Below are 26,493 nucleotides of genomic sequence, written 5' to 3'. Positions count from 1 at the left end.
GGCGTGTTGACGGACCGGCAGCCGGGCGGCGGCGGGAGCCGGTGGACACGCACGGGCCGTGGTGACCGGCCGGTAGAGTGCCCGGGGGCGGTGGGGCGTGTCCGGACGGACCGCCCTTCGGGGGACATGACGGGGGCGGGCATGCAGGGCGAGCGGTTGGACGGCCGGTACCGGCTGGAGGCGGTGCTGGGCTCCGGGGGCATGGGCCAGGTGTGGCGGGCCTTCGACGAGCGGGTCGGCCGGCCGGTCGCGGTGAAGCTGCTGACGGGCGCCGACACGGCCTCCTCGGGGGTGGAGCGGTTCGCCGCCGAGGCCCGGGCCGCGGGCAACCTCAGCAGCCCGCACATCGTCACCGTGCACGACTTCGGCCGGGCCGGGCCCGAGCACGCCGGTGCGCCGTTCCTGGTCATGGAGTACCTCGAGGGGCGGGCCCTGGAGGACGTCCTCGCCGAGGAGTCGCTGCCGCCGGTGCCGGACGCCCTCGACTGGACCCGGCAGGTCTGCACCGGCCTGGCCGCCGCCCACCGCGCCGGCCTCGTCCACCGCGACATCAAACCGGCGAACACCCTGCTGCTGCCGGGCGGCACCGTCAAGATCCTCGACTTCGGGATCGTCAAGCACCTGTACGAGGACCTCTCGCTCACCGGTACCGGCCACGCCATCGGAACGGCCGCCTACATGGCCCCCGAACAGGCCCGCGGCGCCCCCGCACCCGCCGATGGCCCTCGACGGCGCCCCGTCCCGCACCGGCGTCCCCGGCGGACGGACCCGCGAACCGTCCGGAACGGACCCGCACGGACTGCCGGACCCGCACGCCGCCCCGCCCGTACAGCCCGTGCAGCCCACCGGGCCGGGAGAACCGGCAGAACCGGCAGAACCGCTGACGGCCCGGAGTTCCGCCCTGCGGCGCAGTGCGATCGCCGGCGGTACGGTGCTCGCCGCCCAGCTGGTGGCGTTCGGCTCCTGGACGGTCGGATGGGCCGGCCTGCTCGGGGTGGCGGCCTTCCTCGTGCTCGCCTTCCTGCTGTGGATCGACCGCCCCACGCCGCAGCTCCGCCAGGGCACCGGCGGGCTCTTCGTCGCGGCGGCGGTCACCATGGTCTCCGGCACCGCGCTGCTGCTCTCCTCGCGGACGGCCTGGTGGGTGGCACTGATCATCACCGTGCTCCTGTGCCCCGTCCTGCTGGTGCTGCAGAAGCCCCTGTCGCGCGGCCTCGGCACGCTGTTCGCCCGCCACGAGGCCGAGGCGCAGACGGCGGTCAGCGCGGGCCTGGCGAACGCCGCGCTCGCGACCGGGTACTACATGGACGCCGGAGGCATGCCCGTCCTGCGGGCGATTGGTCTGGGCCTGCTGACCTGGGGCGCCCTGGCCGCGGGGCTGACCCCGCTCCTCCCCGGCCGCAGCCGGCCGCCGGTGCCCGAGCAGGCCTGAACGCGGTCGGTCACGCGGGGACGGCAGCCGGTCGCGGGCTCGCCGTTCAGCCGAGGAGGCGGGGGTCGTCGATGTGCACGGTGATCGTTCCGGGCGGGTAGCGGTGCTCCTGGTTCGTGAGGATCATGTGCATCGTGCCGCGGGAACCGGTCGGCAGGGCGGCGTAGAGGGCGTGGGAGGTGTCCTGGGCGCCGATGCCGTCACGGACCATCGTGGCGACGGTGATCGCGGCCATCGAGTCGAGGGGTTCGATCTCGATGGCCGGGAGTGCGAGCGCGAAGGTGCCGGAGCCCTGGGCCGCGGCTTCCGCCGCCAGGAGGCACAGGGCCGGAACTGCCAGGTGCTTGAAGGGTGAGGCGGCCGCGTTGTCGGCGAGCCGGACGAGTGCCCGGTGGCCGGCGGCGAGCGCCACCACGGCCGAGGTGTCGAGAACGATCACGCCGCGGTGCCGCGCTTGAGGTTCTGCACGGACTTCTCCGCCGCGACGGCGTACGCGTTCTCCAGCACGCTCGGCATGGCGTCCAGGTCGCCGTCTTCGACCGCGATGCCGTGCTCGCGCATGAGGCGGCGGCTCTCCCGAACGCGCTCGGCGAGCTGCTCGGCGGTGTGCTCCTGGTTGGCCAGGGCCGTCACGAGGCCGCCGATGGTCATGCCGCGTTCCTTGGCGAGCGCAGCCAGATGGTCGCGGGTGGTGTCAGGTACCTTGATCGTCGAGTCACCCATGCCACCACAGTACACTGGTGGTGGATAAAAGTAGAGAACATTTGGCGTGGTGCTTCCCGAGCGCGACACGGCCGGGCGCAGCAAGGACCCCCTCAGATGCGGCCGACGAGGGTGAAGCCGGCCTCGCCGACCGTGCTGCGGACAAGGGCCTCGTCGAGGTCGCCGGCGGACTCGACGGTGACCTGGCCGGTGGCGGCCCGGGCGTCGACCCCGGTGACGCCGGGGAGGGCGGCGAGGCCGGCGGTGACGGTCCGCTCGCAGTGGCCGCAGCTCATGCCTTCCACACTGAAGACGGCGGTCGTGGACATCGGGGAACCTCCGGGCGCAGACGGGACGGGCGAGGCGGCACCGCGCCGCTTCGATGGCGACCAGAACAGCGCAGCGCCTCTCCGCCGTCACAGGGACACGCCGCCGGTGTGCCCCCATCGAGTGGTTTCGCCGCGGACCCGCTGACGCGCGCCCCGCCCACCGGGGCGGGCACGGACGCGGGCGGGAACGGCGGGCACGGACGCGGGCAGGAACGGCAGGCACGGACGCGGGCGGGAACGGTGACGGCCGGTGGCAGCGCGGGTGCCGCGCCGTCACCGGCCGTCGCCGTAAGGCCGGTTCACCGTACAGCCGGTCCGCCGTGCCGTCGGTTCGCCGTGCCGTCAGTTCGCCGAGTTGAAGCCGTCCAGGATGCGCTGGGCCGCCAGGGTGGCGGTCAGCGTGCCCTGCCGGACCTCCTGCTCCACGGCGGGGACCAGCCGCCGGACCTCGGGGTGCTCGCGGAGCCGGGCGAGGAGCTGGTCGTGGACCATCGCCCACGTCCAGTCGACCTGCTGGTCGCGCCGTTTGGCGTCGAGCGCCCCGGTGGCGTCCAGCAGGGTGCGGTGCTGCTGGAGGCGGTCCCAGAGGACGTCCAGCCCGAGGCCGCCGAGGCCGCTGCAGGTGAGCACCGGCGGTGTCCAGGCGGCGTCCGGGGGCTGGAGCAGCCGCAGGGCGCCGGCCAGTTCGCGGGCGGCGGCCTTGGCGTCCCGCTCGTGCGGACCGTCCGCCTTGTTGACGGCGACCAGGTCGGCCAGCTCCAGCACGCCCTTCTTGATGCCCTGGAGCTGGTCGCCGGTGCGCGCGAGGGTGAGCAGCAGGAAGGAGTCCACCATGCCCGCGACGGTGGTCTCCGACTGCCCGACGCCGACCGTCTCGACCAGGACGACGTCGTACCCGGCGGCCTCCATCACCACCATGGACTCGCGGGTGGCGCGGGCCACGCCGCCGAGCGTCCCGGAGGTGGGGGAGGGCCGGACGAAGGCGTTCGGGTCGACGGCGAGCTTCTCCATCCGCGTCTTGTCGCCGAGGATGGAGCCGCCGGTGCGGCTGGAGGTCGGGTCGACGGCGAGCACCGCGACCCGGTGGCCCTTGCCGGTGAGCATGGTGCCGAGGGCCTCGATGAAGGTCGACTTGCCGACTCCGGGCACGCCGGTGATGCCGACCCGGACCGCCCTGCCGGAGTGCGGCAGCAGGTCGACCAGCAGCCGCTGGGCGAGCTCGCGGTGGTCGGGCCGGATGGACTCGACGAGGGTGATGGCCCGCGCGATCCAGGCGCGCGAGCCGTCGAGGACACCCTGCCGGTACTGGTCGAGGTCGATCGTCCGGGCCACGGTTCAGCGGCTCACAGCTCGTGGCCGAGGTCGGCGGCGAGCGTGGTGAGCAGGTCGTACGCGGCGTCCGGGATCACCGTGCCGGGCGGGAAGACCGCGGCGGCGCCCATGTCCAGGAGCGTGGGGACGTCCTGCGGCGGGATGACGCCGCCGACCACGATGGTGATGTCCTCGCGGCCGGCCTCGGCGAGCTCGGCCTTCAGCGCCGGCACCAGGGTGAGGTGGCCGGCCGCCAGCGAGGAGACGCCGACGATGTGCACGTCCGCCTCGACGGCCTGCCGGGCGACCTCGGCCGGGGTCTGGAACAGCGGACCGACGTCCACCGTGAAGCCCAGGTCGGCGAAGGCCGTGGCGATCACCTTCTGGCCGCGGTCGTGGCCGTCCTGGCCCATCTTGGCGACCAGGATGCGCGGGCGGCGGCCCTCGGCCTCCTCGAACTTCTCGACCAGCTCCCGGGTGCGCTGCACGCTCTGGGACGGTCCTGCCTCGTCTCGGTACACACCGGAGATGGTACGGATCTGCCCGGAGTGCCGGCCGTACACCTTCTCGAGTGCGTCGGAGATCTCGCCGACGGTGGCCTTGGCACGGGCGGCGTTCACCGCGAGCGCCAGCAGGTTGCCGTCCAGGGAGGAGCCCTGCGAGCCGGCCTCGGCGGCGCGGGTGAGCGCGTGCAGGGCGTCCCGGCAGACCTGCTCGTCGCGCTCGGCGCGCAGCCGGCGGAGCTTCTCGATCTGCTGGGCGCGGACCGAGGAGTTGTCGACCTTGAGGACGTCGATCTGCTCGTCGTTGGCGACCCGGTACTTGTTGACGCCGATCACCGGCTGGCGGCCGGAGTCGATCCGCGCCTGGGTGCGGGCGGCGGCCTCCTCGACGCGCAGCTTGGGGATGCCGGCGTCGATGGCCTTGGCCATGCCGCCGGCCGCCTCGACCTCCTGGATGTGCTGCCAGGCGCGGCGGGCCAGGTCGTGGGTGAGCTTCTCGACGTACGCCGAGCCGCCCCACGGGTCGATGACCCGGCAGGTGCCGGACTCCTGCTGCAGCATCAGCTGGGTGTTGCGGGCGATGCGGGCGGAGAAGTCGGTCGGCAGGGCGAGCGCCTCGTCGAGGGCGTTGGTGTGCAGCGACTGGGTGTGGCCCTGGGTCGCGGCCATCGCCTCCACGCAGGTGCGGGTGACGTTGTTGAACACGTCCTGCGCGGTGAGCGACCAGCCGGAGGTCTGCGAATGGGTGCGCAGCGACAGCGACTTGGCGTTCTGCGGGTCGAACTGCTTGACCAGCTTGGCCCACAGCAGGCGGGCCGCGCGCAGCTTGGCGATCTCCATGAAGAAGTTCATGCCGATCGCCCAGAAGAACGACAGCCGCGGCGCGAAGGCGTCCACGTCCAGTCCGGCGCCGAGGCCGGCCCGCAGGTACTCCACACCGTCCGCGAGGGTGTACGCCAGCTCCAGGTCGGCGGTGGCCCCGGCCTCCTGGATGTGGTAGCCCGAGATGGAGATCGAGTTGTACCGCGGCATCTTCTGCGAGGTGTACGCGAAGATGTCCGAGATGATCCGCATCGAGGGCTGCGGCGGGTAGATGTACGTGTTGCGGACCATGAACTCCTTGAGGATGTCGTTCTGGATGGTCCCCGCCAGCTTCTCGGGCGGCACCCCCTGCTCCTCGGCGGCCACGATGTACAGCGCCAGTACGGGCAGCACCGCGCCGTTCATGGTCATCGACACCGACATCCTGTCCAGCGGGATGCCGTCGAAGAGCTGGCGCATGTCGTAGATGGAGTCGATGGCCACGCCGGCCATGCCGACGTCGCCGGTGACCCGCGGGTGGTCGCTGTCGTAGCCGCGGTGGGTCGGCAGGTCGAAGGCGACCGAGAGGCCCTTCTGACCGGCCGCCAGGTTGCGGCGGTAGAAGGCGTTGGACTCCTCGGCGGTGGAGAAGCCCGCGTACTGGCGGACCGTCCACGGCTGGTTGACGTACATGGTCGGGTAGGGGCCGCGCAGGAACGGCGCCATGCCCGGGTAGGTGCCCAGGAAGTCCAGGCCGGCCAGGTCCTCCGCGGTGTACAGCGGCTTGACGCCGATGCCCTCCGGGGTCTCCCAGACCTGCTCCTCGACGTCCTTGCCGGTGGCCTGCTGCCAGGCGTCGCGCCACTGCGCGCCGTCGCCGGCCGCGGCGCCCCCGCCCAGCCCGATGGTGGTGAAGTCGGGGATCATGGGGCCACTCCGATCTCGTCGAGGAGGGAGGTCAGGACCTCGACCGCGTCGCAGCCCGCGAACACGAAGGAGTCCACTCCCGCCCGCTGGAAAGCCTCGCGCAGCTCGCCGGGGCGCCCGGCCAGCAGCACCTTGGCGGCGCCTGCGGTCTTCAGCGCCTCGGCGACCGTCTCGCCGTGCTCCTCGTACAGCGCGTCGCTGGAGCACAGGCAGGCGACGCCCGCACCGCTCGCGGCGAAGGCCTCGGCCAGCGCGGCCGCGTGGCCCGGCTCGGTCATCGCAGTCTCGGTGGAGACGGTCTCGATGCCGCCGGCCTGGAAGAGGTTGGCGGCGAACGTGGTGCGCGCGGTGTGCGAGGCGGCGGTGCCCAGCGAGGCCAGGAACAGCTTCGGCCGGGCGCCGGTCGCGGCCAGGTGCGCGTCCGAGCGGTCGCGCAGCGCCTCGTACGCCTCGGCGCGGCGGACCTGCGGCAGGCCGCCGCCGCGGCGGGCGGGCGCCGGCTCGCGGACCAGCGGCTGCTCGCCGAGGTGCGGGAACTCGCTGACGCCGGTGACCGGCTCGCGCCGCTTGGCGAGCTTCGCGGTGCGCTCGGCCCAGGTCGCGGCGATCCGGTCGCCGACCAGCCCGGAGGCGAGGGCCGCGCGCAGGCCGCCGGCCCGCTCGATCTCCTGGAACCAGGCCCAGGCGGCCTGCGCCAGTTCGTCGGTCAGCTGCTCCACGTACCAGGAGCCGCCGGCCGGGTCGATGACCTTCGCCAGGTTCGACTCCTCCAGCAGGATCGACTGGGTGTTGCGGGCGATCCGGCGGGCGAAGGCGTCCGGCAGGCCGACCGCGGAGTCGAAGGGCTGCACGGTGACCGCGTCGGCGCCGCCGACGCCGGCGGCCAGGCAGGCGACCGTGGTGCGCAGCATGTTCACCCACGGGTCGCGGGCGGTCATCATCACGGACGAGGTGACGGCGTGCTGGCGCTGTGCGGCGGCCGGGCCGGTGATCCCGGAGACCTCGGCGACGCGTGCCCAGAGGCGGCGGGCGGCACGGAACTTGGCGATGCCGAGGAACTGGTCCTCGGAGGCCGCGTAGCGGAACTCCAGCTGGCCGGCGGCCTCGTCTGCGGTGAGGCCGGCGGCGGTGAGCGCGCGCAGGTAGGCGACGCCCGCGGCCAGCGAGCAGCCGAGCTCCTGGGCGGCCGAGGCGCCGGCGTCGTGGTACGCGAGCGCATCGACGGTCAGGGCGCGGAGGTTCGGGTACGTGCGGCCGCAGTGCGCGGCCAGGTCGGCGGCCTCGGCGAGCTGCGCGGTGGTGGCGCTGTCGTCGCCGGTGCGGGCGAGCAGGCCCAGCGGGTCGGCGCCGAGGCTGCCGGACGCCGTGTCGGACGGCACCCCGCGCTCGGCCAGCAGCGCGAACAACTGCTCGGCGGCGGGCCGGAATTCGGCGCCCGCGTCGAGGGCCACCGCGGCCAGGTCGAGGTAGACGCCCTCCAGCGCGGCGGGCAGCGCGGCGACCGGCAGGCCGCCGTCCCCGACGGTCAGCCAGAGCGAGGTGACACCGTTCTCGAGGTCGGCGAGGACCGCCTCGTTGGTGCGCACCGTGTCGGTGCCGGCATGGCGCTGCCGCACGTCCCACCCGGACACGGCCGAGCCTTGCGGCCGGCCGCCCCGGAGGTACGGCGGGAAGCCGGGGAGGCCGGCGTCGGCCGGGGCGTCCTCGGCGGTGTACAGCGGGCGGGCGCTGAGCCCGTCCTGAAGCTTGGTGGTGAGCGCTTCCTCAGCCTGTACGCCGCTCGCGTTCTGCACACCAGACTTGCGCAGCACGCCTTCGACGAGGCGCTGCCACTGCTCGCGGGTCGCATCCGGGAACTCGGCGGCCAGGGGAAGCCCTTCGGGCAGGACCGTCATGAGTGCAGGTTAGTGCCCGTTAGCAGGTCGGCAGCAGATCAATCCAGTGTGACCTTTTTAACCCTGCACTCCTGGTCGCGGGGAGTGCCGTGGCCGGCGGGAGGTCGCGCGGGGAGCGGCGGGAGGCGGTGTGCCGCTCGCCTGCTGCGGGTCGGGCCCGGTCGCGCGCCGCGGCGGGCCGGGCTGCACGGTCCGTCCGGGCGGGTGGGCCGTCGTTCCGTCAATTCGCCGCAGGCGGTGTCGATACGGGATTCGACGGGGTGTGCCGCGACTCTTGTCGGCCTTGCGGAGCCGGTTGTATAACGTTGTAAAAGCCTGCCGGAGAGCGCGATCTCCGGTACACGCCGCTCTTTCCGCACGTCAGCGAAGCTTCCCCTGCCTCCCGGATCCGGCCCGCCGTCGGTGCGTCCCGGCGTGCCCCGGCACGCCCGGAACCGCGCCGCCCCCGGCCGGACCCACCCGTCAAGGAGCGTCCTCGCACGACCAGCCCCCGCAGATCCCGCCTGCTCGCCTCCGCCGCCCTGCTCGCCTCCGCCGCCCTCGTCCTCACCGGCTGCGCCAAGGAGGAGAGCCCGTCCGCCGGGTGCTGACCGGCGTGTACGTGCTGTGCGCGGTGCTCGCCGCACTCTCCGGCGTGCTGGCCACCACCCGGCTGACGGCCAGCGGCCCGTCCGCGCTCGGCACCCTGATGGAGCTGTCCGCCATCACCGCCGTGGTGGTCGGCGGCACTCCGCTGACCGGCGGCGCGGGCACCCTCGGCGGCACCCTGTGGGGCGTCCTGCTGCTCGCCGTCATCCAGAACCTCATCAACCAGATCGGCTCGCTGAACTCCTCCTACCAGTCGGTGGTCAGCGGCGGATTCCTGATCGTGGTCGTCCTCGCGCAGCGATACCTCTTCCGCACGCGTTCCACCCCGTAGAAATGACCCGAGAGCCCGCCCGCCGAGAGGAACACCGTGGTCAGTCTGAAGGACGTCGCCCAGCGCGCCGGAGTGTCGATCAAGACCGTCTCCAACGTGGTGAACGGCTACCAGCACGTCACTCCCGCCATGCGCGAACGCGTCCAGCGCGCCATCGACGAGCTCGGCTACCGGCCCAACCTGACCGCGCGCCACCTGCGCAAGGGCCGCACCGGCATCATCGCGCTGGCCGTGCCGGAGCTCGGCAACCCGTACTTCGCCGAGCTCGCCGGCGCGGTCATCGACGCCGCCGCCCGGCACGACTACACCGTCCTGCTCGACCACACCGGCGGCCGCCGCGACCAGGAACTGCTGGTCTGCCAGGGCTTCCGGGCGCACGTCATGGACGGGCTGATCCTCAGCCCGATCGAGCTGGAGTCCGAGGACCTGCTCGCGCGCACCGACACCTCCCCGCTCGTCCTGCTCGGCGAGCGGGAGTACGACGCCCCGTACGACCACATCGCGATCGACAACGTCGCCGCGGCCAGACTCGCCGTCCGCCACCTGGTGGACACCGGCCGCCGGCGGATCGCCTTCCTCGGCGCCCGCGAGGAGAGCGCCCGCCGCCCCGCGCACCTGCGCCTGCGCGGCTGGCGGGAGGAGCTCGCCGCCGCCGGACTGCCCGCCGACGACGCCCTGGTGATCGCCACCGAGGCGTACGGACGCGAGGACGGCGCCCGGGCGATGGCCGCCCTGCTCGACCGCGGCCCGCACCCGGACGCTGTGTTCGCCTACAACGACACCATCGCGGTCGGCGCGCTGCGCACCCTCGCCGACCGCGGGCTGCGGGTGCCGGAGGACGTCGCCGTGGTCGGCTTCGACAACATCGACGAGAGCCGGTTCGCGCACACCCCGCTGACCACCGTCGCGCCCGACAAGGAGGCCATCGCCCGGCTCGCCGTCGACTGCCTGGTCGACCGGCTGGCCGGCACCGCCGGGACGGAGCCCCGCCGCGCCCGCCCCGGCCACCGCCTGGTCGTACGCGACTCCACCGTCGGGCGGTCCCGCTAGGGAGGTCAACCTCAAGCCAGGGGCGCGGGGAACTGCGCAGTCCGGGAGCGGGTCCTGTGCAGAACCGGTCTCGCGCTGATCGCGCCTCCCGCACCGCCCCGGGCAACCCGGTGCTGCAGACCGGCGCCTACAAGTCGCTGCGGGTCACCACCGCCTGCTGCACCACCCGCTACCTGCGGCACTACGACGGCCTCGCCAACACCGACGTGGTCGACGCGGGCAGCAGCGCCCTGCTGAAGGCCGACGCCACCTGGAAGATCGTGCCGGGCCCGGCCGACGGCAGCTGCTACTCCTTCGAGTCCCGCAACTACCCGGGGGAGTACCTGCGGCACCGCGACAGCCGCGTCCACCGGGAGGCCGGCAGCGGCGCGCTCTACCAGGCCGACGCGACCTTCTGCGCCCGGCCCGGCACCGGCGGCGTCCGCTTCACCGCCTACAACTACCCGGACCGCTACCTGCGCCACATCGAGTCGCAGGTGTGGATCGCCACCTACGGCGGCCCCAACGCGTGGGACGGAAACACCCCCGGCTTCGTCGCCGACACCACCTGGTCGGTGGACGGCCCCTGGGTACCGTGACCCGGAGCGCCGGCCGGCGCCGCGGCACAGCAGGCACGGGATCGGCCGCGTCCCGGCGGGCGCCGGTTGGGAAGACGATCGTCGGTCAGGAAGGACGCGCCGCGCCCCTGGACGGCCGACCGGCCGATCCCGCGCCCCCATGCTGACGCAAGTGCTTGTCTCCTGCAAGTTATGTGCAATAGTGGCACCCGCCCGGAGCCGATCCCCCTTGTGGACACCCGACACCCGACGCCCACGCCCGCCGCGTCAAGAACGCGCCAGGATGTCCCGGCCGAACCCGACGAACCGGGCGTTCCGCCCCGGCCGGGACTTACGCTCGGAGGCGGCGAACAGGCGTCCGAAAGCAGTCGGGCGCAGCGGAACGAGAATGGTGCACATGGCGCGCGGCAAGCTGCGGATCTACCTCGGGGCGGCCCCCGGAGTGGGCAAGACCTACGCCATGCTCGGCGAGGCCCACCGCAGGGCCGCCCGCGGCACCGACGTGGTGATCGCCCTCGTCGAGGACCACGGCCGCGCCCGCACCGCCGAACTGTTCGACGGCCTGGAGGCCGTCCCCCGTCGGGAGGCCGAGTACCGCGGCGCCCGGTTCACCGAGATGGACCTCGACGCCGTCCTCGCCCGCCGCCCCGAGGTCGCCCTGGTCGACGAACTCGCCCACACCAACGTCCCCGGCAGCCGCCACGCCAAGCGCTGGGAGGACGTCGAGGTGCTGCTCGCCGCCGGCATCGACGTCGTCTCCACCGTCAACATCCAGCACCTGGAGTCGCTCGGCGACGTCGTCGAGGGCATCACCGGCGTCCGGCAGCGCGAGACCGTCCCCGACGAGGTCGTCCGCCGCGCCGACCAGATCGAACTCGTCGACATGTCCCCGCAGGCGCTGCGCCGCCGCCTCGCGCACGGCAACGTCTACCCGCCCGATCGGGTCGACGCCGCGCTCTCCCACTACTTCCGGCCCGGCAACCTCACCGCGCTCCGGGAACTCGCCCTGCTCTGGACGGCCGACCGGGTCGACGAGTACCTCCAGCGCTACCGCACCGAGCAGGGCATCGCCGCCACCTGGCCGGCCCGCGAACGGATCGTCGTCGGCCTCACCGGCGGCCCCGAGGGCGGCACCCTGATCCGCCGCGCCGCCCGGATCGCCGCCCGCGGCTCCGGCGGCGAACTCCTCGCCGTCCACATCGTCCGCCCCGACGGCCCGCCCGGCGCCGCGCCCGGCGAACTCGCCGCCCAGCGCCGCCTGGTCGAGGAGCTCGGCGGCACCTACCACGCCGTCCTCGCCGAGGACGTCCCCGCCGGACTGCTCGACTTCGCCCGCGGCGTCAACGCCACCCAGATCGTCGTCGGCACCAGCCGCCGCCGGGCCTGGCGCTCACTGCTCGCCCCCGGCGTCGGCGCCACCGTCATCCGCGAGTCCGGCGACGTCGACGTGCACGTGGTCACCCACGAGCACGCCGCCCGCGGTCGCCCCGGCCTGCCCGGGCGGCTGCCCGTCAAGCTCGGTCGGCTGCGCACCGCCGCCGGCTGGCTGCTCGGCTGCCTCGGCCCGGTGCTGCTCACCCTGCTGCTGCTCGCCCTCGGCCCCGGCGCCGGCCTGCCCACCGCGGTGCTGCTCTTCCTCACCCTGACCGTCGGCGCCGCCCTGGTCGGCGGGGTCTTCCCGGCGATCGCCTCCGCGCTGGTCGGCTCCCTGCTGCTCAACTACTACTTCGCCCCGCCCACCCACACCTTCACCATCACCGACCGGGCCAACATCCTCGCCCTCGGCGTCTTCGTCGGCGTCGGCATCGCGGTCGCCTCCGTCGTCGACCTGGCCGCCCGACGGTCCCAGCAGGCCGCCCGCAGCCGGGCCGAGGCCGAGACGCTGGCCTTCCTCGCGGGCAGTGCGCTGCGTGGCGACGACGGCCCCGACGAACTGCTCGAGCGGGTCCGGGAGATCTTCCAGATGGAGTCCGTGGCCCTGCTGGAACGCACCGGCGACCACGACCCCTGGCAGACCAGGGCCGCGGTCGGCCGCCGGCCCGCCGGGCGCCCGGAGGACGCCGCCGTCGACGTCCCGGTCGGCGACCGGCTCGCCCTGGTGCTCACCGGCCGGGTGCTGCCCGCAGAGGACCGCCGGGTGCTCGGCGCGTTCGCCGCCCAGGCCGTCGCCGTCCTGGAACGCCAGCGGCTCGCGAAGGAGGCCGCCGAGGCCCGCCGGCTCGCCGACTCCAACCGCATCCGCACCGCCCTGCTCGCCGCCGTCTCGCACGACCTGCGCACCCCGCTCGCCGGCATCAAGGCCGCCGTCACCTCGCTGCGCTCAGAGGACGTCGCCTGGAGCCCGGAGGACGAGGCGGAGCTGCTCGCGGGCATCGAGGAGGGCGCCGACCGCCTCAACCTGCTGATCAACAACCTGCTCGACATGAGCCGGCTGCAGACCGGCAGCGTCACCCCGCTGCAGCGCGACGTCGACCTGGACGAGGTCGTCCCGCTCGCCCTCGCCGGGGTGCCCGCCGAGGCCGTGCGCCTGGACGTCCCGGAGGACCTGCCGCTGGTGCGGGCCGACTCCGGCCTGCTGGAGCGGGTCGTCGCCAACCTGGTGGAGAACGCCGTCAAGTACAGCCCGCCCGACGTCCCGGTCGCCGTCCGCGCCGACGTGCTGCGGCTCGCCGGCGGCGACCGGGTCGAACTGCGGGTGGTCGACCGCGGCCCCGGCGTCCCCGAGGAGGCCCGGGAGCGGATCTTCGCCCCGTTCCAGCGGCACGGCGACGCACCGCGCGGCAACGGCGTGGGCCTCGGCCTGGCCGTCGCCCGCGGCTTCGCCGAGGCGATGGACGGCCGGCTCACCGCCGAGGACACCCCCGGCGGCGGCCTGACCATGGTGGTCTCCCTCCCCGCAGCCGCCGCCCCCGGCCTGCCGAAGGCCCCGGCCCGTACGGCGACCGCCCCATGACCGCCCCCTCCCCGGCAACCCCCTCCCCGGCAACCGCAGAAAGGCGGCGCACATCCATGACCCGGGTCCTCGTGGTGGACGACGAACCCCAGCTCGTCCGCGCCCTGGTGATCAACCTCAAGGCACGGAAGTACGAGGTCGACGCCGCCCACGACGGCGCCGCCGCCCTCGCCGCGGCCGCCGCCAGGCCGCCGGACGTGGTCGTCCTCGACCTCGGCCTGCCCGACATGGACGGCACCGAGGTGATCCGCGGCCTGCGCGGCTGGACCCGCGTCCCGATCATCGTGCTCTCCGCCCGGCAGGCCTCCGACGAGAAGGTCGAGGCCCTCGACGCGGGTGCCGACGACTACGTCACCAAGCCCTTCGGCATGGACGAGTTCCTGGCCCGGCTGCGGGCCGCCGTCCGCCGCGCCGAACCGATACCGGCGGGCGGCACCGAGGCCGTGCTGACCACCGGCTCCTTCACCGTCGACCTCGCCGCCAAGAAGGTGAACCGCGGTGGCGCCGACGTCCGCCTCACCCCGACCGAATGGCACCTGCTGGAGGTGCTCGTCCGCAACGCCGGCCGGCTGGTCGGCCAGAAGCAGTTGCTCCAGGAGGTGTGGGGGCCCGCCTACCGCACCGAGACCAACTACCTGCGGGTCTACATGGCGCAGCTGCGCCGCAAACTCGAGGACGACCCGTCCCGCCCCCGGCACTTCGTCACCGAGCCGGGCATGGGGTACCGCTTCGAGCCGTGACCTGCCTGCCCTGCCGTCCGGTCGGGTCAGGTCAGGGTGATCCGGATGCCGAGGGTGCCGCGCTCGCCGCGGCGGACGCGGCTGCCGAGCAGGGTGAGCACGCCGAGCAGGCCGTACTTCTGGCGCAGCAGGGTGCGGTAGGCGGCCGTCTTCTCCGGCCCGAGGATCTCGGCGGTGCCGGGGACCTGCTCGCCGGTCGGGTTGCCACGGACGTCGCACGGGCCGACCAGCACGTCCGCACGGTTGCGGATGCGGCGGACCTTCCAGGAGTCGGAGACCGTCCAGATGCCGAGGGCGTCGCCGTCCCGCACCACCCACACCGGGGTCGGCACCGCCGTGCCGTCCTTCTTGTAGGTGGTGACCAGCAGGTAGCTCCCGGAGGCGAGGCGGACGAGGCGTTCGAGCTTGTCCTGCGGCATGGCGTTCATGCCGCGCAGTCTAGAGCCTGCCGCGCTTGCCGTGATCAAGCACCTACGGGGTGTCCTGCTCCGGTGCGGTGCCCGCGGCGGGCTCGGCGGCCGGCTCGTCGCGGCGCTGCGGCGGGACGTGGCCGAGGGCGGATCGGGTCGCGCCGAAGCCGCTCTCGTGGTCCCACACGTGGGTGCAGCCCGGGCACTGCAGGTGCAGCAGGCTCCCCGTGTTGGAGATCAGGTAGCGCCAGTGCACGGAGCAGGAGCGGCGCTCCCCGCAGGGCACGCAGTCGCGGGCGTCGTCGCAGTTGGGGCAGGCGATCCACGCACGGCGACCGATGTCGGCCTGCGGGTCAATGGGCAGCATCGGCCCGCTCCTCCATCGGCAGCACGCCCGCCGTGACGAGGTCGTCGTAGAGCCGCTGCTGCTCGGCGTCCAGACCGGAGTACAGCAGGGCGTACGCCTCGGCCTCGCGGCGCTCCTCCTCGGCGATGTCCCGGTTGGGCCCGAGCGAGGCGGCCGCCAGGGATCGCCGCCGGATCTCGTCGGCGGTGACATCGAAAACGAAGGACGCCACCCCGGCGGAAAGGTCGGCGTCATCGGTGCGGTGCAGGGACATGGCAGCAGAACTTAGGTAACCCTTTCTTCCCTGTCAAGGTGCTGCGCACAACCCGTCCCACCTGCCGGGACACCGTGATCGCCGGACGATCCGCGGGGGATCCGTAGACGAACCGCCGCGAGTGCTGCAGTGTTTCGCAGCGCCCCGTCAGAAGCATTGGGAGAAGCGTGGAATGAGGGATTCTCAGCGCGTGCGCGGCTGCACCCTCCACCTGCCCGAGGCGGTCAGCAGGGGCTTTCGAGACCGGTCAGCAGGCTGGCCACGTCGAGGCCGGTGGTGAGGTAGTGCACAAAGGTCTCGTTGTTCAGGGCCCGGGGTGAGCGGCGTTCGCGGACGAGCGCGACGGCCGACCGGGCGTCGAGGCCCGCCGACTCGATCAGGGCCTGGGCCACGACCAGGCCGGACCGGTTGAGACCGTGGTGGCAGCGGACCAGCACGGTGCGCCCGTCCCGTACCGCGCAGGCGGCGGTGCGGGCCGCCGACTGGACGCGTTCGATCTCCTCGGCGCTCAGTGGCCCGTCGGGGATCTCCGCCAGCAGGTGTTCGACCGCCCGGTGGGGGCCGTGGCCCGGGCGGGAGGCCAGGCTGACCACCAGGTCGAACTCGCGGTCCACGACCACCGGCCGCAGGCCTCCCGCCGCGTCGGACCGGACGTGTCCGCCCATCCACAGGCCCGGGGCGATCTCGTCCCACGGCGTCCGCGGGGCGTCGCCGCCGGAACCTCTCTGCCGCGTCCTCATGCCCGTCCCTCCCCGCTCACCACCAAGGGGCAAGTCTGCCGCAGACGGGCCGTCACCGGGTGTAGTCCCGCGGGTGTACGTCTGGCGGAGGAGCGGGGGGTGGGTGCTCCTCATGCGGGGGGACGGGGCGGGGGGAGTCGGCGGCATAGGGTCTGGGGCATGGGAGAGCTCGGGGAACTCGTCCGGCAGACCGCCGATCGGCTGGCGGAGGGGCAGGTCGGGGTGGTGGTCGTCGGGATCGCGGACGGCGTGGTGGAGATCCGCGGCAGCGGGCGGGCCGGTGGGGCGGCCGGGGGCCGGCCCGGGGCGGACACGCTGTTCGAGGTCGGGTCGGTGACCAAGGTGTTCACCTCGCTGGCGCTGGCGAGGGCCGCGGTCGACGGCAGGGCCGCGCTCGACGAACCGCTCGCCGACGTGCTGCCCGCGGGCAGCACCGTGCCCGGGCGCGGCGGCAGCCGGATCACCCTGCAGCACCTGGCCATGCACACCTCCGGCCTGCCGCGGCTGCCGAAGGGCATGGCACTGAAGGCGCTGCTGCGCCCGCACTCCGTCGACCCGTACGCCCGCTGCACCGCCGGGGCGCTGCTCGGCGGGCTGGCCCGTACGAAGCTCAAGTCCGAGCCGGGCCGCACCTTCCGGTACTCCAACCTGGGCGCCGGGCTGCTCGGCCTCGCCCTCGCGCACCGGGCCGGCACCGACTACGAGCAGCTGGTCCGGCAGGAGGTCTGCGCACCGCTCGGCCTCGCCGACACCGTGGTGACGGTGGACGCCGAGCGGGCCCGGCGCCTCGCCCAGGGCCACGACCCGCGCCGCCGGCCGGCCGCGCCGTGGAACCTCGCCGCGCTCGCCGGCGCCGGTGCGCTGCGCTCGACCGCGGCCGACCTCGCCGCCTTCCTGCAGGCCCAGCTGGGCGCGGCACCGGACGGTGTGGCCGAGGCGATCGCCCTCACCCGCCGGCCCGAGCACCGCACCAGCCCGTTCTCCCGGGTGCACCTGGGCTGGATGGCCCACCGGCTGCACCCGCGGCACGGCGGCCACCTCCAGGTCTGGCACAACGGCCGCACCGGCGGCTTCGCCTCCTTCGCCGGGTTCGACCCGGAGACCGGCGTCGCGGTCGGCGTCCTCGGCAACACCTCCCGGGACGTCGACCCGCCCGCCGCCGACCTGCTGCGCCGCCTGCAGTCCGGCCGGAAGCCGGGTCAGGGCGCGTAGGTGCCGGTCTTGACGGTGCTCCACTGGCCGCTCCGGACGGCGTAGACGGTGAGCTGCCGGTTGGTGGTGTCGCCGTACTCGTCGAAGGCGACCCGGCCGCTGACGCCGTCGAAGGCCACGTCCTCCATGGCGTCCGCGACCTTGCCGCGGGCGTCCGAGGGGAGCGTGCCTCCGTTGGCGGCGACCACGGCCTTGACCGCCTCGACGACGGCCCACGCCGCGTCGTAGCCGTAGCCGCCGTAGATCCCCGAATCCTCGGCGTAGCCGGCCGCCCCGTAGTCGGCGAGGAACTTCTGCCCGCCGGGGAGTTCGGCCGCCGGGGCGCCGATGGAGGTGGCCAGGTCGCCCTCGGCGCTGGGGTTGGAGGCCGGGTACGAGGTGTCGAAGATGCCGTCGCCGCCCATCAGCGGGATGTTCGCACCGGCCTGCTTGAGCGCCTGGGAGAGCGGTGCGGCCTCCGGGTACTCGCCGCCGTAGTAGACGGCGTCGGCGCCGCTGCTGCGGACCTTCGCGGCGAGGGTGGCGAAGTCGTGCTCGCCCGGGTTGATGTGCTCCGCGCCGACGACGGTGCCGCCGATCCGGGTGAACTCGCTCTTGAAGCCGGCGGCCAGGCCCGCGCCGTACGTCTTCTGGTCGTCGATGACGAAGAGCTTGGACTTCTTCGCCTCCAGGTGGAGGTACCGGGCGGCGAAGGGGCCCTGGATCGCGTCCGTCGTGGCGACGCGGAAGTACGACGGGTAGGGGCGGGACTTGGTGCCCTTCGCCCAGTCGTCGCCCTGGCTGAGCGCCGGGTTGGTGTTGGAGGGGGAGACGTCGACCAGTCGGGCCGTGGTGAGCTCGGGCAGCATGGCCTGGGCGACGCTGGAGTTGAGCGGCCCGACCACGCCGAGCACCTTGGCGTCCGAGACGAACCGGGAGGCGTTCTCCTGACCGACCGCGGGCTTCGCCTGATCGTCCAGTGCCTGCAGCTCGAAGGTGACGCCGGGCACCGCTTGGGTCCGGTTGGCGGTCTTCACCGCCAGGTCGGCGGAGTTCTTGATGCCGAGTCCGAGGGAGGCGAGGTCGCCGGTGAGCGGCGCGTCCAGGCCGATCACCACGGTGGTGGTGGACGCCGAGTCGTTGCCGGCGGAGCCGCCGGTGCCACCGCCCTTGCCGGTGTCGCGGGTGAGGGTCCAGGTCAGGATGCCGCCGACTGCGAGGGTGGCCAGGGCCACCGCCAGGACGGTGGCCCGTCGCGCGGCGCCCTGCCGGGCGGGCGGGCGGCCGTCCGGAACGGCCGTCACATCCTCGTGCCGCCCGCCCCCGGCGGGCACCGGCGTGCCGCCGTCCGGCCCGGCCGCACCGCCCGGCAGCACACCGCCCCACATCCGGTCGGTCGGCGGCAGGTCCGGCGGGGCCGGGACGGGGGCCGGAGGAGCCTCCGTGGGAAGGTCCGCCGGCTGCGGCACCTGGGCCCGCTCCGCAGGTGTCTGCGGCTGCGGCAGCTCGTACACCTCGGGGTCGGCCCCGGCGTCCAGGGCGGTCGGCGTCGGCGCCGGCGAGGCGGGCGGCGCCGGCGTGGGGGAGGGCGTGCCGGCCGGAACTCCCGGCGCGGGATCGGCGTCGGCGTTCCGCAGCGCGGCGGCCAGCAGTGCCCCGGCCTGCTCGGCGGTGGCCCGTCGATCCGGGTCCTTGGTGAGCAGCGCCTCCAGGACGGGGGCGAGCGGGCCCGCCGCGGACGTCGGCCGGTGCGGCTGGGTGAAGATGGCGACGGCCAGGGCGTGCAGGCCCTCGGCCTCGAACGGCGGCCGGCCCTCGACAGCGTGGTAGAGCGTCGCACCGAGTGCCCAGAGGTCGTTGGCGGCGGTGGGCCGCTTGCCCTCGAGCTGCTCCGGCGACATGTATTGGGGCGTGCCGATGATCGTGCCGCTGTGGCTGAGCTTGGTGGTGGCGTCGGCGAGGTGGGCGATGCCGAAGTCGGTGATGACCACCCGGTCCTTCGTCAGCAGCACGTTGTCCGGCTTGATGTCGCGGTGGACGATCCCCGCCCGGTGCGCCTCGGACAGGGCGCCGAGCATCGTGATGCCGATCTCGGCGACCCGGCGGACCGGCAGCCGGCCCTGCTCGCGGATCGCGGCGGCGAGCGACTGCCCGCGGACGAACTCCATGACGATCACCGGGGCGCCGTTGTGCTCCACCACGTCGTGGATGGTGATGATGCCGGGGTGGTTGAGGATGACCGCGGCCCGGGCCTCGCTGGTGAACCGCCTGAGCAGCATGCTGCGCTCGTTGTCCTCCAGCCCCGGCGGGAAGAGGATCTCCTTCACGGCGACCTCGCGGCCGAACAGGTGCTGGTCGGTGCCGCGCCAGACGCGGCCCATTCCGCCCTGCCCGATCCGCTCGACGAGCTGGTAGCGGCCGGCGATGATCTCCGGATTGTCCTGGGTCACGCGCCATACTCTAGGGGGACCCGTGGCGGTCGCGGACGGGGATTGCGCGGGCTGTGATCGACCTGCGCCCGAACGTACACGGACCGCCCTTACGCCCTGGTGGGAGGGCCGGAACGGGCCTGACGGCAGGTCATTCCGGGGTCCCGTCCACCGGGTCCTGAGCGGCACGCCGGTCCTCGCGATCGGCGTTCTGGCGGTCGGCGTCCGCGTGGTCGGTGGCGGCGAGCAGGGCGTGCACGGCCGTCCCCATGGTGCGCCGGGCCGCCTCCTGGTCGAGGCCGCTGCTGCGCCAGTGGTGCCAGGCGCTCCAGGTGGTCACCGCGTCGAGGGCGTTGAGCAGGTCCGTTCGGCGCTGCTCGGGCAGGCGGTCGAGCTCGTCGGCGAAGATCTTGGCGAGCCGGACGCGGCCGAAGTCCAGCATCAGCCGGACGGCCTCCAGGACCCGGTCCGACGGGTTCTCCAGGCGCATGACGGCGAGCCTGGTCGGGGTGAGCCACTCCAGGATGCGGGCGCGCTGCTCGGTCAGGGCGGCCACCCGGGCCTCCCGCGGGCCCTCGGTGGGCAGCGGCCTGATCCGTGCGTACAGCTGGTCCATCCGCCGGCCGACCGCGATGTCCGTCAGTTCGGCCATGTCCGCGAAGTGATGGAACACCAGGCGCCGTGACACGCCGGCCCGTTCGGCCACGCGTTCGGCCGGGAAGTGGGTCTGGCCCTCGTCCAGCAGCGACAGCATGGCGTCGGCGATCTTCTCGCGGGTCTGGCGCCCCCGCGCGGTGCGGCCGTCCGCGGCCGGTGCGGCCTTCCGCGCGGGCGTGCCTGCGGCGGCGCCCGCGGGGGTGTCCGCCGGGGTGTTCGCCGGGGTGTCTGCGGGGGTGGGGTTCTGCGGCATGCCGGGGCCTCCTCCTGCCTCGTTGACATTATTGCACCGCCAGTGCAAACGTATTGATTGCACGAGGAGTGCAAAGAGTTTGGCGGGGGCCCGAGGCGCCCCGTCCCGTACGGAAAGGCCGGTGCGCCGATGTTCGCCACCGTGGGGCGCTGGTGCGCCCGGAGACCGAAGCGGGTGGTGGCCGCGTGGCTGCTGCTCCTGGCCGCGGCCCTGCTCGCGGTCGCAGCCGCGGGCCGGGTCACCACCGACGCCGTGTCCATCCCGGGCAGCGACAGCCAGGCGGCCCGGGACGTCTCCGACGCGGCCTTCCCCGGATCGGCCTCCGGCCGCCAGCCGCTCGTCCTGCACACCGCGGCGAGCGCGGCCCCGCTCACCGACCCGGCGAAGGCCGACGCCGTACGCGCCGCCGCCCGCGCCATCGCCGGGGTCGACCACGTCGTGGCCGTCACCACCCCGTACGACACGGCCGGCGCCGGGACGATCAGCGCCGACGGGCACACCGGGCAGCTCTCCGTCGAACTCGACGTCACCGGACGCGACATCACCCCGGAGATCACCCACCGGATCACCGGGGCCGCCGCACCCGCCACCGCGGCCGGCATCGAGGTCACCCCGGGCGGCCACCTCGCCGCCGCCGTGGACAAGGGCTCCACCGGGCACAGCGAGGCGATCGGCCTCGCCGCGGCCTTCCTCGTCCTCACCGTCGCCCTCGGCGGCCTGGTCGCCGCCGGGCTACCGCTGGTGGCCGGCGGCCTCGGCCTCGGCATCGCGCTGTCCGCCATCGCCCTGGTCGGCCACCTCGTCGACATGCCCTCCTCCGGGGAGACCATCGCCGCGATGATCGGCCTCGGCGTCGGCATCGACTACACCCTCTTCGGTCTCACCCGCTTCCGCGAACTGCTCGCCACCGGCACCGACCGCGTGGAGGCGGCCGTCCGCACCACGGCCGGCTCCGGCAAGGCCGTGGCCTTCGCCGGCAGCGCCGTCGTCGCCGCCCTCGCCGGACTCGCCCTCGGCGGGCTCCCGCTGCTGTACGCGCTGGCGCTCGCCCCGGGCATCGCCGTCCTGGTCGCCGTCGCCGTCAACCTCACCCTGCTGCCGGCCGTGCTCGTGCTGCTCGCGCCCCGCCTGGCGCCGAAGCCCGCCCGCCGCGGCGGCGAGGCCGGGGCGGCCGGCCCGCGCGGCTGGGGCCGGATCGCCGCACGGGTGGCGGCCCGCCCCTGGCGCTTCCTGCTCGCCGCGACCGTCCTGACCGGCGCCCTCGCAGTGCCCGCCGCCCACCTGTCGTTCGGTCAGCTCGACGCCGGCTCCAACGCCTCCGGCACCGCGAGCCGCACCGCGTACGACCGGCTCGCCGACGCCTTCGGGCCCGGCGTCAACGGCACCCTGCTGGTCACCGACACCCTCGCCGAGGCGGTGACCGGCCCCACCGACGAGCGCATCACCGCCGTCACCCGCGCCCTGCAGGCCGCCCCCGGCGTCGCCGCGGCGGGGCAGCCGCAGATCGGCGCCGACCGGCACACCGTCCGCTGGCAGGTCACCCCCGCCACCGCCCCCGCCGACCGGGCCACCGCCGACCTCGTCCACCGGCTGCGCGCCGAGACCCTGCCCGCCGTGGCGGGCGCCGGCCACACCGTCCACGTCGGCGGCGCCCCGGCGGCCCAGGCAGACCTCAACGACCGGCTCTCCGGCCGGATGCCACTGGTCGTCGGCTTCGTCCTCGTCGTCGCCGGGCTGCTCCTGCTGCTCGCCTTCCGCGCACCGATCGTCGCGCTCAAGGCCGCCGTGATGAACCTGGTCTCCGTCGGCGCCGCGTACGGCGTGCTGACCGCGGTCTTCCAGGACGGCCACGGCGCCCGGCTGATCGGCCTCGAAGGACCGGTGCCGATCCCCGGCTACGTCCCGCTGCTGATGTTCGCCGTGCTGTTCGGCCTGTCCATGGACTACGAGGTGTTCCTGCTCAGCGCCGTCCGCTCCGCCCACCTCCGGCACGGCGACAACCGCCGCGCGGTCGTCGAAGGCCTCGGCAGCACAGGCCGGATCATCACCTCGGCGGCCCTGATCATGGTCAGCGTCTTCCTCAGCTACCTGCTCTCCGACGACCCGGTGGTCAAGATGTTCGGCATCGGCCTGGCCACCGCGGTCGCCCTGGACGCCACCGTCGTACGGGGCATCCTGGTGCCGTCCACCATGGTCCTGCTCGGCCGCGGCAACTGGTGGCTCCCGCGGCGGCTGGACGCCCTGCTCCCGCACATCGACATCGAGGGCGACGAGCACGCCGACACCCACGCCTCGGACGAGCACGCCGAGGACGAGCACGCCGAGGACGAGCACGCCGACGCCGGGAGCACCGGCGACGGTGCCCGGGACACCGCCCTCCCGACCGCGGCAGGTGCCCAGTGAGGCCCGCGGCGGGCACCGCCCGCAGGCCGCGCCCGATCGCTCCCGCTGCTCCGGGCCGCACCCGCCGTCGCCGGTGGGCGGCCGCGGCCCTGGCCGGTCTGGCCGCCGCGGCCCTCGGCGCCGACCGGGTGGCCGCCGGCGCGGCCGAGGACCGGCTGGCACACCGCCTCGCCGCACGGCAGCCCGCCGTCACCGGCACACCGCAGGTGACGCTCGGCGGGTTCCCGTTCCTGGTGGACGCGGCCCGCGGCAGCTTCCCCGCCGTGCAGATCCGGGCGGACGCCGTCGCCGCCTCCGGGCTGCCGGTCGAGGCCGCCGTCGACCTGCGGGACGTCACCGAGCGGTCCGGCCGCTACACGGCGGCGGAGGCGGACGCCCGTTTCACCGTCCCGTTCGACGCCCTGGCCTCCGCGGTCGGGCAGGAGACCTCGGTGGCCGCCGACCACGGACGGCTCCGCCTCACCCGCACCGTCCTCGGCCTGCCGCTCGACGTCACCGCCGAAGTCCGGCTCGCCGACGGCACGGTGGGCATCCGCCCGGTCTCCGCCACCCTGGCCGGCCGCCGGCTCGACCCGGCCGACAGCCGGTTCGCCGCCGTCTTCCGAGACCGCGACCGGCCGCTGCCCGACCTGCCCGCCGGCCTCGCCGCGGACGCAGTCACCGTGGACGGCAACGGCCTGACCGTGCACGCCCGCGCCGGCCGCGTCACCCTCACCTGACGCAGCCGCCCGCCGACGAAGTCGGGCACCCCGGGAGACACCCCCTCCCGGGGAACCGGGCCTCCCGGGGAACCGGGCCGGGGCGGCCGGGCGTCCCCGCCCGTACTGCCGTCGTCCGTCATCGGGGGTTCCCCTGATGTGGGTCGCCTGGTCCGTGCTGGGCCTGCTCTACGCCGCCGCACCCCTCTTCGCCTGGTGCCGCATCGCCCGCACCCGACAGGCCGGCCCCGCAGTCGCCGTCGCCCTGCTGGCCGCCGCCGGTCTCCTGGTGGCGGCCCAGCACGGCCTGGTCGAGGTGCCGCGGCCCGACGCCCACTTCCTCTTCGCCCTCGCCGCCGCCGCCCTGATCGCCGTCGGCCTCGCCGTCGAACGCGCCCAGGAGGGCCCCGGTCCGGAGGAGTGGTCGCACCGCCGCCGCGGCACCGCCGGCCTGCTGGCCGTCCAGGTGGTCCTCGCCCTCTCCGGCGGCCTGCTGTACGCCCTGGTGAACAACGGCGCCTCCTTGCCGCCGGCGAGCGCCCTCCCGCCACTGCCGGACGGTCTCACCGTGATCTCGCAGGACGCGGGCTGCGGCTCCGGCAACTGCTTCCGCACCCAGGTGATCGGCAGTACGGCCGGCCTCTCCCGGGACGGGATCGTCCGCCGCCTGAACCTCCCGCACGAGACCTGCCGTGCCAACGGCTGGCTGTTCGACCGGCGCGACCGGTGCGTGGGCGTGCAGGCGTCCGACGGCCGGATCGTCCGCTACGTCAGCCTGAGCGACCTCGTCGGCTGACGAAACGCCCGTCTGCCTTGGCCGGCGGCCCCGCGGGGTAGGCACCTGGCAGCATGCCGTCCAGGCCCCTTTCGCCTTTCGCCGCGCCGAAGGAGAACCGCCTCCGATGACCCCGCAGCTTCCGCCGCCCGCCCGCCGGACCCCTGCCTGGCTGGCCGACGCGGTGATCTACCAGATCTACCCGCAGACCTTCGCCGACTCCGACTCCGACGGCATCGGCGACTTCCCCGGCGTCCTCGAGCACCTGGGCCACCTCGAACGGCTCGGCGTGGACGTCGTCTGGTTCAGCCCCTGCTTCACTTCGCCGTTCGGCGACGCCGGTTACGACGTCGCCGACTACCTCACGGTCGCGCCCCGCTACGGCACCAACGAGGACCTGGTCCGCCTCGTCGCGGAGGCCCGCCGCCGCGGCATCCGCGTGATGCTCGACCTCGTCGCCGGGCACACCTCCCACCTGCACCCGTGGTTCAAGGCCTCTGCGGCCGACCCCGACGACGACCGGTACATCTGGTCGGACCGGATCGGCACCCCCGTCTCGCACTGGATCCCCGCACCGGGCACCCGCGAGGGCTACTACCTGGCCAACTTCTATCCCGTGCAGCCCGCACTCAACTTCGGTTACGCCCGCCCCCACCCCGACGAGCCGTGGCGGCAGGGCGTCGACGCCCCCGGCCCGCAGGCCAACCGGGCCGCGCTGCGCGAGATCATGGCGTACTGGTTCGACCGCGGCATCGCCGGCTTCCGCGTCGACATGGCCTTCTCGCTCGTCAAGGACGACCCGGGGCTGGCCGAGACCGGCAAGCTCTGGACCGAGATGCGCGAGTGGATCGACTCGACCTACCCGGACTGCGCCCTCATCGCCGAATGGGGCGACCCGGCGGTCTCCGTCCCGGCCGGCTTCCACGCCGACTTCTTCCTGCACTTCGTCGGCGACGCCCTCCGCTCGCTGTGGGGCAACGCCCAGGGCAGCCACCGCGCGGACTGGGGCACCGACCCGTGCTTCTTCGCCCCCGAGGGCGGCGGCAGCATGGAACCCTTCCTGGCCGCCTGGCAGACCGCGGCGGTCTCCGTCGCCGGCTCCGGGCACGTCGCCCTGCCCACCGCCAACCACGACTTCTCCCGGCTGGCCTGCGGCACCCGCACCCGCGACATGACCGCCCCCGCCTTCGCCTTCCAGCTCACCTGGCCCACCCTGCCGACCATCTACTACGGCGACGAGATCGGCATGCGGTACGTGCCCGGCACCCCCGACAAGGAGGGTGCCCAGCTCGACGACGGGCAGGTGCGGCAGGGCTCCCGCACCCCCATGCAGTGGGACGACGGCCCCAACGCCGGGTTCTCCACCGCCCCCGCCGACCGCCTCTACCTGCCGGTCGACCCGGCCGGGGACCGGCCGACCGTCGCCGCCGCCCTCGCCGACCCCGACTCCCTGCTGCACCGCGTCCGCCGCCTGATCGCGTTGCGCCGCGCGCACCCGGCCCTCGGGAGCGGCTCGGGGGTCGAAGTCCTGCACAGCGGCTACCCGTTCGTCTACCTGCGCGGCGGCACCCACCTGGTGGTGGTCAACCCGCGCCGCGAACCGGCCGAGGCCGACCTGGGCCCCGCCCTCCGCCCGGCCGGCCCGCGCCGGCTGGAGGTCGACCGGGTGACGGTGACCGGCTCCCGGGTCGTCGCCGAGGGCTTCTCGTACGGGGTCTTCGAGCTCCGCGCGGAGGAGTGAGGCCGAGGCCGACGGGTCCGGGTGCGAGCCTCCCTCGCCCGTCCGGGTGGCTCCCGGGGCGCCGCGATCGTGCTTCGAGGCGGCCGCGAGGGGGCGGTCGGAGGATCGGGCCTGCACACCGCGACGGTCGAGCCTCGGGAGGTACCGGTGGAGCAGAGTTCCGCGCAGCGCAGGCGGTGGCCCGGACGCCTGCTGAGGTTCGTGGCCCGGGGGTTGATGGCGTCCGGGGGGATCATGGTCTGCGGGCTGCTCCCGGACGCGGCCTCCGGGCGGGGACCGTCCGGTCGGCACCCGGAGCGGCTGCGCCCCGACCTCGCACTCACCCCGTTGGAGCGGGCACTGGCGGTGGAGCTCTTCCCGCAGGGGTGGCCCCGCGAGCCCTGAGCCGTGCGGCCCCGACACGCGATCGCCGCGCCTCCGGAAGGGATCCGGGGGCGCGGCGATCGCGTGTCGGGGC

22 protein-coding genes and 4 pseudogenes are annotated in these 26,493 nt (G+C 74.4%); 13 read left to right on the top strand and 13 right to left on the bottom strand.

Annotated elements, in window-relative coordinates:
- Positions 1 to 126: 126 nt before the first annotated feature.
- Both AB0M03_RS03260 and AB0M03_RS03255 read left to right on the top strand, forming a co-directional pair.
- Positions 127 to 684 (top strand): annotated as a pseudogene (locus tag AB0M03_RS03260) (serine/threonine-protein kinase); the annotation flags it as partial.
- A 34-nt stretch (positions 685 to 718) separates the two neighbouring features.
- Positions 719 to 1,432 (top strand): hypothetical protein, encoded by a 714-nt coding sequence (locus AB0M03_RS03255; protein WP_363487827.1) that lies wholly within the window; start codon positions 719 to 721, stop codon positions 1,430 to 1,432.
- A 46-nt stretch (positions 1,433 to 1,478) separates the two neighbouring features.
- Here AB0M03_RS03255 and AB0M03_RS03250 read toward each other — a convergent pair whose 3' ends face one another.
- From AB0M03_RS03250 to mutA, 6 genes are all read right to left on the bottom strand, one after another.
- On the bottom strand, positions 1,479 to 1,871 hold the full coding sequence (locus AB0M03_RS03250; RefSeq protein WP_363487825.1) for a hypothetical protein: 393 nt from the start codon (positions 1,869 to 1,871) through the stop codon (positions 1,479 to 1,481).
- Positions 1,868 to 2,155: a hypothetical protein gene (locus AB0M03_RS03245; RefSeq protein ID WP_363487823.1), complete on the bottom strand. Its 288-nt coding sequence runs from the start codon at positions 2,153 to 2,155 to the stop codon at positions 1,868 to 1,870. The genes AB0M03_RS03250 and AB0M03_RS03245 overlap by 4 nt, the downstream gene beginning before the upstream one ends.
- A gap of 92 nt (positions 2,156 to 2,247) precedes the next feature.
- Positions 2,248 to 2,463 (bottom strand): heavy-metal-associated domain-containing protein, encoded by a 216-nt coding sequence (locus tag AB0M03_RS03240; protein ID WP_363487821.1) that lies wholly within the window; start codon positions 2,461 to 2,463, stop codon positions 2,248 to 2,250.
- 342 nt (positions 2,464 to 2,805) lie between these two features.
- Positions 2,806 to 3,795: a methylmalonyl Co-A mutase-associated GTPase MeaB gene (meaB, locus tag AB0M03_RS03235; protein WP_363487819.1), complete on the bottom strand. Its 990-nt coding sequence runs from the start codon at positions 3,793 to 3,795 to the stop codon at positions 2,806 to 2,808.
- An 11-nt stretch (positions 3,796 to 3,806) separates the two neighbouring features.
- Complete coding sequence (scpA, locus tag AB0M03_RS03230) at positions 3,807 to 6,005, bottom strand: methylmalonyl-CoA mutase (protein ID WP_363487817.1); 2,199 nt, start codon at positions 6,003 to 6,005, stop codon at positions 3,807 to 3,809.
- Positions 6,002 to 7,900, bottom strand: coding sequence for a methylmalonyl-CoA mutase small subunit (gene mutA / locus AB0M03_RS03225; RefSeq protein ID WP_363487815.1), 1,899 nt, complete (start codon positions 7,898 to 7,900; stop codon positions 6,002 to 6,004). Before mutA ends, scpA begins: the two co-directional genes overlap by 4 nt.
- Positions 7,901 to 8,465: 565 nt before the next feature.
- On the opposite strand from mutA, the pseudogene AB0M03_RS03220 reads away from it, so the two are divergent.
- The 5 genes and pseudogenes from AB0M03_RS03220 to AB0M03_RS03200 form a co-directional block, all read left to right on the top strand.
- A pseudogene (locus AB0M03_RS03220) lies at positions 8,466 to 8,819 on the top strand (ABC transporter permease); the annotation flags it as partial.
- Positions 8,820 to 8,855: 36 nt separating this feature from the next.
- On the top strand, positions 8,856 to 9,869 hold the full coding sequence (locus AB0M03_RS03215) for a LacI family DNA-binding transcriptional regulator (protein WP_363487813.1): 1,014 nt from the start codon (positions 8,856 to 8,858) through the stop codon (positions 9,867 to 9,869).
- 95 nt (positions 9,870 to 9,964) lie between these two features.
- Positions 9,965 to 10,447: pseudogene (locus tag AB0M03_RS03210) on the top strand (AbfB domain-containing protein); the annotation flags it as partial.
- Positions 10,448 to 10,823: 376 nt separating this feature from the next.
- Positions 10,824 to 13,379: a sensor histidine kinase KdpD gene (locus tag AB0M03_RS03205; protein WP_363487810.1), complete on the top strand. Its 2,556-nt coding sequence runs from the start codon at positions 10,824 to 10,826 to the stop codon at positions 13,377 to 13,379.
- 56 nt (positions 13,380 to 13,435) lie between these two features.
- Positions 13,436 to 14,119 carry a response regulator gene (locus tag AB0M03_RS03200; protein ID WP_363487808.1) on the top strand — a complete coding sequence of 228 codons (684 nt, stop codon included), beginning with the start codon at positions 13,436 to 13,438 and terminating at the stop codon, positions 14,117 to 14,119.
- Positions 14,120 to 14,145: 26 nt separating this feature from the next.
- On the opposite strand, the gene AB0M03_RS03195 is transcribed toward AB0M03_RS03200, so the two are convergent.
- The 4 genes from AB0M03_RS03195 to AB0M03_RS03180 all read right to left on the bottom strand — a co-directional run bounded on the left by AB0M03_RS03195 (position 14,146) and on the right by AB0M03_RS03180 (position 15,889).
- Positions 14,146 to 14,547: a PPOX class F420-dependent oxidoreductase gene (locus tag AB0M03_RS03195; protein WP_363487806.1), complete on the bottom strand. Its 402-nt coding sequence runs from the start codon at positions 14,545 to 14,547 to the stop codon at positions 14,146 to 14,148.
- 43 nt (positions 14,548 to 14,590) lie between these two features.
- A complete protein-coding gene (locus AB0M03_RS03190) occupies positions 14,591 to 14,896 on the bottom strand; it encodes a hypothetical protein (RefSeq protein WP_363487804.1) in 306 nt (101 codons plus the stop codon).
- Entirely contained in the window at positions 14,883 to 15,149 is a 267-nt protein-coding gene (locus AB0M03_RS03185) for a DUF6400 family protein (protein ID WP_363487802.1), read from the bottom strand. Before AB0M03_RS03185 ends, AB0M03_RS03190 begins: the two co-directional genes overlap by 14 nt.
- Before the next feature lie 224 nt (positions 15,150 to 15,373).
- On the bottom strand, positions 15,374 to 15,889 hold the full coding sequence (locus tag AB0M03_RS03180; RefSeq protein WP_363487800.1) for a dual specificity protein phosphatase family protein: 516 nt from the start codon (positions 15,887 to 15,889) through the stop codon (positions 15,374 to 15,376).
- 159 nt (positions 15,890 to 16,048) lie between these two features.
- Between AB0M03_RS03180 and AB0M03_RS03175 the strand changes: the two genes are divergently transcribed.
- The gene (locus tag AB0M03_RS03175; RefSeq protein ID WP_363487798.1) at positions 16,049 to 17,101 is read left to right on the top strand and encodes a serine hydrolase domain-containing protein; all 1,053 of its coding nucleotides are present in this window, start codon (positions 16,049 to 16,051) and stop codon (positions 17,099 to 17,101) included.
- Here AB0M03_RS03175 and AB0M03_RS03170 read toward each other — a convergent pair.
- The 3 genes and pseudogenes from AB0M03_RS03170 to AB0M03_RS03160 all read right to left on the bottom strand — a co-directional run bounded on the left by AB0M03_RS03170 (position 17,089) and on the right by AB0M03_RS03160 (position 20,419).
- The gene (locus tag AB0M03_RS03170) at positions 17,089 to 18,384 is read right to left on the bottom strand and encodes a branched-chain amino acid ABC transporter substrate-binding protein (RefSeq protein WP_363488191.1); all 1,296 of its coding nucleotides are present in this window, start codon (positions 18,382 to 18,384) and stop codon (positions 17,089 to 17,091) included. The two genes, AB0M03_RS03175 and AB0M03_RS03170, sit on opposite strands and share 13 nt — an antisense overlap.
- 366 nt (positions 18,385 to 18,750) lie before the next feature.
- A pseudogene (locus tag AB0M03_RS03165) lies at positions 18,751 to 19,530 on the bottom strand (serine/threonine-protein kinase); the annotation flags it as partial.
- Between the two features lie 130 nt (positions 19,531 to 19,660).
- The gene (locus tag AB0M03_RS03160) at positions 19,661 to 20,419 is read right to left on the bottom strand and encodes a TetR/AcrR family transcriptional regulator (protein ID WP_363487796.1); all 759 of its coding nucleotides are present in this window, start codon (positions 20,417 to 20,419) and stop codon (positions 19,661 to 19,663) included.
- A 129-nt stretch (positions 20,420 to 20,548) separates the two neighbouring features.
- Here AB0M03_RS03160 and AB0M03_RS03155 point away from each other — a divergent pair, with 129 nt between their 5' ends.
- The 5 genes from AB0M03_RS03155 to AB0M03_RS03135 all read left to right on the top strand — a co-directional run bounded on the left by AB0M03_RS03155 (position 20,549) and on the right by AB0M03_RS03135 (position 26,420).
- Positions 20,549 to 22,822: an MMPL family transporter gene (locus tag AB0M03_RS03155; RefSeq protein ID WP_363487794.1), complete on the top strand. Its 2,274-nt coding sequence runs from the start codon at positions 20,549 to 20,551 to the stop codon at positions 22,820 to 22,822.
- A complete protein-coding gene (locus AB0M03_RS03150) occupies positions 22,819 to 23,541 on the top strand; it encodes a DUF2993 domain-containing protein (RefSeq protein ID WP_363487792.1) in 723 nt (240 codons plus the stop codon). The genes AB0M03_RS03155 and AB0M03_RS03150 overlap by 4 nt, the downstream gene beginning before the upstream one ends.
- Before the next feature lie 136 nt (positions 23,542 to 23,677).
- Positions 23,678 to 24,316, top strand: a complete 639-nt coding sequence (locus AB0M03_RS03145) for an MFS transporter (RefSeq protein WP_363487790.1) — start codon at positions 23,678 to 23,680, stop codon at positions 24,314 to 24,316.
- A gap of 106 nt (positions 24,317 to 24,422) precedes the next feature.
- A complete protein-coding gene (locus tag AB0M03_RS03140; protein WP_363487788.1) occupies positions 24,423 to 26,036 on the top strand; it encodes an alpha-amylase family glycosyl hydrolase in 1,614 nt (537 codons plus the stop codon).
- 147 nt (positions 26,037 to 26,183) lie between these two features.
- Positions 26,184 to 26,420, top strand: coding sequence for a DUF6059 family protein (locus tag AB0M03_RS03135; protein ID WP_363487786.1), 237 nt, complete (start codon positions 26,184 to 26,186; stop codon positions 26,418 to 26,420).
- The last annotated feature ends 73 nt before the right edge of the window (positions 26,421 to 26,493 follow it).

The organism is Kitasatospora sp. NPDC051914 (genome assembly GCF_040680995.1).
GTDB lineage: Bacteria > Actinomycetota > Actinomycetes > Streptomycetales > Streptomycetaceae > Kitasatospora.
The sequence above is the reverse complement of the archived record's forward strand: the minus strand, read 5'-3'. Positions and strand labels throughout refer to the sequence as shown.

Bases quoted from the DNA above. Each gene is read 5' to 3' on its own strand.
- AB0M03_RS03190 (WP_363487804.1), bottom strand. From the start codon at position 14,896: ATGCTGCCCATTGACCCGCAGGCCGACATCGGTCGCCGTGCGTGGATC.
- AB0M03_RS03255 (WP_363487827.1), top strand. From the start codon at position 719: ATGGCCCTCGACGGCGCCCCGTCCCGCACCGGCGTCCCCGGCGGACGG.
- AB0M03_RS03175 (WP_363487798.1), top strand. From the start codon at position 16,049: ATGGGAGAGCTCGGGGAACTCGTCCGGCAGACCGCCGATCGGCTGGCG.
- scpA (WP_363487817.1), bottom strand. From the start codon at position 6,005: ATGATCCCCGACTTCACCACCATCGGGCTGGGCGGGGGCGCCGCGGCC.
- AB0M03_RS03145 (WP_363487790.1), top strand. From the start codon at position 23,678: ATGTGGGTCGCCTGGTCCGTGCTGGGCCTGCTCTACGCCGCCGCACCC.
- AB0M03_RS03160 (WP_363487796.1), bottom strand. From the start codon at position 20,419: ATGCCGCAGAACCCCACCCCCGCAGACACCCCGGCGAACACCCCGGCG.
- AB0M03_RS03180 (WP_363487800.1), bottom strand. From the start codon at position 15,889: ATGAGGACGCGGCAGAGAGGTTCCGGCGGCGACGCCCCGCGGACGCCG.
- AB0M03_RS03195 (WP_363487806.1), bottom strand. From the start codon at position 14,547: ATGAACGCCATGCCGCAGGACAAGCTCGAACGCCTCGTCCGCCTCGCC.
- AB0M03_RS03140 (WP_363487788.1), top strand. From the start codon at position 24,423: ATGACCCCGCAGCTTCCGCCGCCCGCCCGCCGGACCCCTGCCTGGCTG.
- AB0M03_RS03245 (WP_363487823.1), bottom strand. From the start codon at position 2,155: ATGGGTGACTCGACGATCAAGGTACCTGACACCACCCGCGACCATCTG.
- AB0M03_RS03185 (WP_363487802.1), bottom strand. From the start codon at position 15,149: ATGTCCCTGCACCGCACCGATGACGCCGACCTTTCCGCCGGGGTGGCG.
- AB0M03_RS03240 (WP_363487821.1), bottom strand. From the start codon at position 2,463: ATGTCCACGACCGCCGTCTTCAGTGTGGAAGGCATGAGCTGCGGCCAC.
- AB0M03_RS03205 (WP_363487810.1), top strand. From the start codon at position 10,824: ATGGCGCGCGGCAAGCTGCGGATCTACCTCGGGGCGGCCCCCGGAGTG.
- AB0M03_RS03155 (WP_363487794.1), top strand. From the start codon at position 20,549: ATGTTCGCCACCGTGGGGCGCTGGTGCGCCCGGAGACCGAAGCGGGTG.
- AB0M03_RS03200 (WP_363487808.1), top strand. From the start codon at position 13,436: ATGACCCGGGTCCTCGTGGTGGACGACGAACCCCAGCTCGTCCGCGCC.
- mutA (WP_363487815.1), bottom strand. From the start codon at position 7,900: ATGACGGTCCTGCCCGAAGGGCTTCCCCTGGCCGCCGAGTTCCCGGAT.